The organism is Tunicatimonas sp., assembly GCF_049647865.1.
GTDB lineage: Bacteria > Bacteroidota > Bacteroidia > Cytophagales > Cyclobacteriaceae > Tunicatimonas.
Map to the genome: position 1 here is coordinate 1 of NZ_JBARYM010000777.1, position 5159 is coordinate 5159.

General features: G+C 44.2%; 6 protein-coding genes. 3 read left to right on the forward strand and 3 right to left on the reverse strand.

Going from position 1 to position 5159, the window contains the following annotated elements; all coding sequences use genetic code 11:
- Nucleotides 1-1415 (forward strand): DNA polymerase III, subunit gamma and tau (locus WBA23_RS22605; RefSeq protein WP_424584547.1); only part of this gene is annotated, 1415 nt, incomplete at its 5' end.
- Here WBA23_RS22605 and WBA23_RS22610 read toward each other — a convergent pair.
- The 3 genes from WBA23_RS22610 to WBA23_RS22620 form a co-directional block, all read right to left on the reverse strand.
- On the reverse strand, nt 1412-1813 hold the full coding sequence (locus WBA23_RS22610) for a response regulator (protein ID WP_424584548.1): 402 nt from the start codon (nt 1811-1813) through the stop codon (nt 1412-1414). The genes WBA23_RS22605 and WBA23_RS22610 overlap by 4 nt on opposite strands.
- Nucleotides 1814-1962: 149 nt before the next feature.
- Nucleotides 1963-3825: a LysM peptidoglycan-binding domain-containing protein gene (locus WBA23_RS22615; RefSeq protein ID WP_424584549.1), complete on the reverse strand. Its 1863-nt coding sequence runs from the start codon at nt 3823-3825 to the stop codon at nt 1963-1965.
- A gap of 3 nt (nt 3826-3828) precedes the next feature.
- Nucleotides 3829-4467, reverse strand: coding sequence for an O-methyltransferase (locus tag WBA23_RS22620; protein ID WP_424584550.1), 639 nt, complete (start codon nt 4465-4467; stop codon nt 3829-3831).
- A gap of 103 nt (nt 4468-4570) precedes the next feature.
- On the opposite strand from WBA23_RS22620, the gene WBA23_RS22625 reads away from it, so the two are divergent.
- Nucleotides 4571-5026: a MarR family winged helix-turn-helix transcriptional regulator gene (locus tag WBA23_RS22625; protein ID WP_424584551.1), complete on the forward strand. Its 456-nt coding sequence runs from the start codon at nt 4571-4573 to the stop codon at nt 5024-5026.
- The coding region (locus WBA23_RS22630) for a 3-hydroxyacyl-CoA dehydrogenase NAD-binding domain-containing protein (RefSeq protein ID WP_424584552.1) at nt 5023-5159 on the forward strand (137 nt) is incomplete at its 3' end. The genes WBA23_RS22625 and WBA23_RS22630, both read left to right, overlap by 4 nt.

Here is a 5159-nt window from a genome sequence, read left to right on the forward strand (position 1 = left end):
AGTTTAAAGTGTACATTATTGATGAGGTGCACATGCTATCCAACCAAGCATTTAATGCCTTTCTGAAAACGCTGGAAGAACCGCCGCCCTACGCCATCTTTATCCTGGCTACTACCGAAAAGCATAAAGTAATCCCAACTATTTTATCGCGTTGTCAGATTTATGATTTCAATCGGATTCAGATAGCCGATATGACTCGGCATTTGCAAAAGATCGCCGAGCGGGAAGGAATACAAGCGGAAGAAGAGGCCCTGAACCTGATTGCTCAAAAGGCCGACGGCGCCCTGCGGGATGCTCTTTCTATCTTCGATCTGATCGTTACCTTTTCAGCCGATCGCCAGGTAACCTACCGGGAAACTATCCAGAACCTGCATGTGCTGGATTATGATTACTACTTTCAGATAGTAGATTTACTGCTGGAGCAGAAATTGCCCCAGGTGCTGCTGGTGCTGGATGATATTCTTCGCCAAGGCTTCGATGGGCATAACTTTATTGTGGGCCTAAACGAGCATCTTCGTAATGTGTTGGTTTGTAAAGATTCAGCTACCTTACCTTTGTTGCAGGTATCTGATACGGTACGAAATCGCTACCAGCAGCAAGCAGAACACACTCCTCTTTCGTTTTTACTCACCGCAATGAATCTAGCCGGACAGTGCGACTTGCAGTATAAAAACAGCAAAAATCAGCGATTGCACGTGGAGTTAGCACTCATTAAAATGGCTTACATTGAGTCAGCAGTTCGCTTGGCGCAGCAAAAGCCAGCATCAGAGGAAGATAAAAAAAAAGTAACCGCACCGTCAACTGATTCTTCTGAAGCTACTACTAATGAAGAAGCTACTAAGCCTCCGGCACCAGAGGGGCGCGGAGCTACTCCTATTAATCATGGGACCGCTCCCCGCTTACAAAGCACCATTCGAATTCCAAAATTAGGACAGACGCAGCCTCACCCCTCATCTAATGGAAACGGGCATGCTACTAAAACAGCCGAGGTAGCCGAATTAGATGCCGCAGTATCAGATACTATGGTGTTAGAAGAGAAGCCCGACCAGCCGGTTTCTTTAACTAGGCTAGAAGAGGTGTGGCAAGAGTTTATCAAAGAACGGCGAGCCCTAGGCAAAGAAATTGAATACGTTCTTCTGAATCAGCCAATCAAACTAGAAGAAGATGGAGTTACCATTCCACTTATCTTTATTAGTCCAATCCAGGAAGACCAGTTTAATGGGGTGCGAGCTGATTTGCTACAGCGTTTGCGTCACCGTTTGGAAAACTCACAGATCAATGTAAAAACTACGGTAATAAAAGAAGAGCAAGATCGTCGCCCCTACACTCCTTCAGAAAAGCTTAACTATTTAAGTGAGAAGCACCCGCTGTTACGAGAACTTACCCAGCGAATGGGGCTTGACCCCGATTATTAAGCGTTATATATTTCACTGCTAACTGCTTCCAGATCGTTTTGAGTCAGGGGCTTAGTAATATATTTAACCACTGCTTTATTAGTGATAATTTTGTCTACGTCTCTTCTGTCTTCAGAACTTGACAAAATAATCACTTTAGGTTTTTGCTGTATTTCGGGTGGCAATGTTTCAAACTCGTAGAGAAACATAAACCCATCCATGATGGGCATGTTGATGTCAAGAAAAATTAAGTCTGGAATTTCATTGGGAGATTGAGCATTCTCCTGGAGATAATCTAGTGCCTGTTGCCCTGAACTTTTTACGATAACCCGTTCAGCAAACTCAGTAAGTTCTATGACCCGTCGGCTGATAAAATTATCAGTATCGTTATCATCAATAAGCAACACCAAATTAATCATTTACTAAGCCATTCCGTGGTCTACTCACTTTACTATCAATTGTAAAGTTGTGTCGATATTTGCCAAATAAAAAGTATGATTCACCAAATACTGGATACACGTAATGTTTTATTCTAAATACAATAAGGAAGTAACTACGATTGTTTACTTCACAGCTGAGGGGCAGCAATCCGCAATTGTTCACCAGTTTTCAGATTAAAACTTTCCTTTTGATTCCATTCCATTAATTCCCGAATAGAAATATTGTATCGTTGAGCGATCTGATACATCGTTTCTCCAGCTTCTACTTCGTGATAACCCTTAGCGGTGGCTAATGCACTGCCCGACCCTGGAAGCAGTAGCTTTTGCCCTTCTTGAATAGAGTCATAAACTGACATTTGGTTATGTCCGGCTAATTCAGCTACCGATACACCGTACTGCCGGGCAATACTGTAGAGTGTTTCTTGGGAGCGTACTGTATGGTAGGCAGTGGCATCCTCTGTTCTGCTTTCTAACGTTAGCCTCGCATTATTCTGCTCAGAACTGTTTCGCCATGCTTGTTCAGATGCAATATCAGCATCTGATGGCTGGGCTGGTCGGTTAGCTCTCGATGAATTATTAACCGCTTCAGTAGTGGCTAATCTAGTGTCGGCCGATACAGTAGCTGTAGATTTGGGTAACTGATTTGTGGGTAATCTCCCTGGATAGCGAAATTCTGCCGCAATGGTAGTAGGACGAATGTAGCGTAACCAAAGCACCTGATAGGCTTGCAGCGGCTCCTCTTTTCGCAAGCGATTGTTTCTAAGCAGCTTGTTAAGTTTGATACCGAATCGCTGCGATACGTTCCACCAAGTTTCTCCTTCTTCAGCAACGTGGTAATGAGCGGGAGCACGGTTGTGCTTTTGTCGTAAATAATACGGCTGGCCCGAGACGATTGCTGCTTGCGGATGCCCCAGATTATTAAACTTAATAATCTTACTAGGAGCTACTCCGGTACGTTGGGATAGCAGCTTTACATCCTCCTCTTCTTTGGCAATTACCGCCGGAATACCGTTAACCAGCAATTGTTTTTTTCCGAACCAACGACGAGTTTTCATCAGAGGAAAAGCATCAGAATTAAACTCTTCCTTGCTCAACACCGCAGTAGTAGCACTTCTATTAGATTTAGCTTCAGGGGAGGTATTCTGGGTTTGGTTAGCAGCGATAGCGGGTTCGCGCGATTGTCCGCTAAAGTCAGGAACAATCGCTGGATAGGGCTTATCCTGTGGTATTTTTCTCTGCTTTAGCCAAGTGTTATAGGGTCGGAGATCGTCTTCAGTCACTCTAAATTCTTGGGCAATATCGCGCAGGGTTTTCCCACCCCCATTTTGGTACACAAAAAGTTGAACTGGTGGATTAGGATTTTTTCCTACAGCAGACTCAAAAGCAATTTTATGGGAAAGATACTTCAATACGTACCAGTGGGCTTTACCGTCTAGCCGCATCACTTTTTTGCCGTTAAAGCGTTTGTCTGCCTTCTTTAAAGCCCCACCCGGACCTTCGTAGTAGGCCATAAGCGCGTGTAGCCAGTTATCGAACAGCGCATTGTTATTTTTAAAGTAACGAGCCGCTCCGCGCGTGGCCGTAATGATATTCATTCGCTCGTCCACTGCACTGTTAATGGTTAAACCTACCTCCGCCGCCGCCGCAACCTTAAATTGCCAGTAGCCAATGGCATTAGAGCTGGAGACGGCATCGCCTACCAACGCACTTTCCTGCACTACTAAGTACTTAATATCTTCGGGCACATTCTCTTCACGTAGCACTTGCTCAATTAGTGGGAAGTACGCATCAATTCGATCTACTTTGGCGTTAAAGTATTTTTCGTAGCGAGTAAGCGCATCTACGTCCGTTTGCACTTTTTTGCGGGCAGCGGCAGTAAGTTCCAGCCGCATATCAGCGAAGAATACAACTTCCGGTACCTGAGGTGATTCAGCCTGAACGGAAAACACGAAGCTAAATATGAAGCAACCTAGAATACTTACGTTTTTCATACCCTATTTCTTTTGTGCGATCATTAGTCCGTCGCGTATTGGTAACAGAACGTTCTCTACGCGAGAATCTTGTTGAACAAATGTATTGAAATCTTGAAGCGCCTTCGTTTTAGCATCCACCTTTTTATCAGAAACCACTTTTCCGTACCACAACACATTGTCGGCAATAATGAATCCGCCGGAACGCAGCTTCTTTAGTACTAGTTCGTAGTAGCGTGGATAATTGTCCTTATCAGCATCAATAAAAACCAGATCAAACGTTTCGTTTAATGTAGGAATGATTTCCAGCGCATTACCAATTTTCGCCTCGATAGTATTTTGTAGTTCTGCTCTACGGATATATCGTTGCACCATCTCTTCCAATTCTTCATTAATATCTAGCGTAATGAGCTTACCCCCCTCTGGCAAAGCTGAGGCCATCCAGATAGCCGAATAACCCGTGAATGTACCTACTTCCAAAATGCGGTTAGGCCGAATCATGCGTATCAGCATGGCCAATATACTTCCCTGTATTGGGCCAGAAACCATTTGGGGCATTAGCACCTCCAAGTAGGTCTCTCGTCGAAGTTCGCTGAGTAAAGAAGGTTCTAAAGTACTATGCTCCTGAACATAGCTTTCCAAAGCGGTAGGTAGTAATTGCATAGTACACAAGTCTACAACAATCTGTCAGCATCGTCAATAGGCAACTGGACAAATTATAAATTTTAGTATGCATGCCTACTAAAATTCAGTATATTTGCTAGCTATGAAGAAGGAACTAACCGTAGATTATAACATAAAAACGGCTTGGCACGCGATCTACCGCATGTATAATCAGCAAGCATTAAAGAACGACTTTACTACCTCCATTGGCTACGTACTACTCAATATTGACTCTAAAGAAGGCACCCCCGCCACCAAAATTGCCCCACTGATTGGATTGGAATCGCGCAGCCTAACTCGGATGCTGAAGAATATGGAAGAGAAAGGGTTGATTACTAAGCAACCGGATTTAAATGACCGTCGGTCGGTGCGGATTGTGCTTACAGAAATGGGGCGGGCGAAGAAAGAAATATCGCGCAAAACCGTGCTGGATTTCAACAATGCCGTTCGGGCAATTATCCCTGAAGATAAGATCAACACCTTTTTCGAGGTCATCAATAGTATCAGTAAAATTGTAGAAGAAGAAATAAATCCACCTGTTGTAACCACCACATCATGAAGAAATACAACATTACCAAAGTAGCCGTACTCGGCTCGGGAGTGATGGGCTCTCGCATCGCCTGCCACTTCGCTAATATCGGCGTAGAAGCATTATTACTAGACATCGTTCCCCGCGAGCTTACCGAAACCGA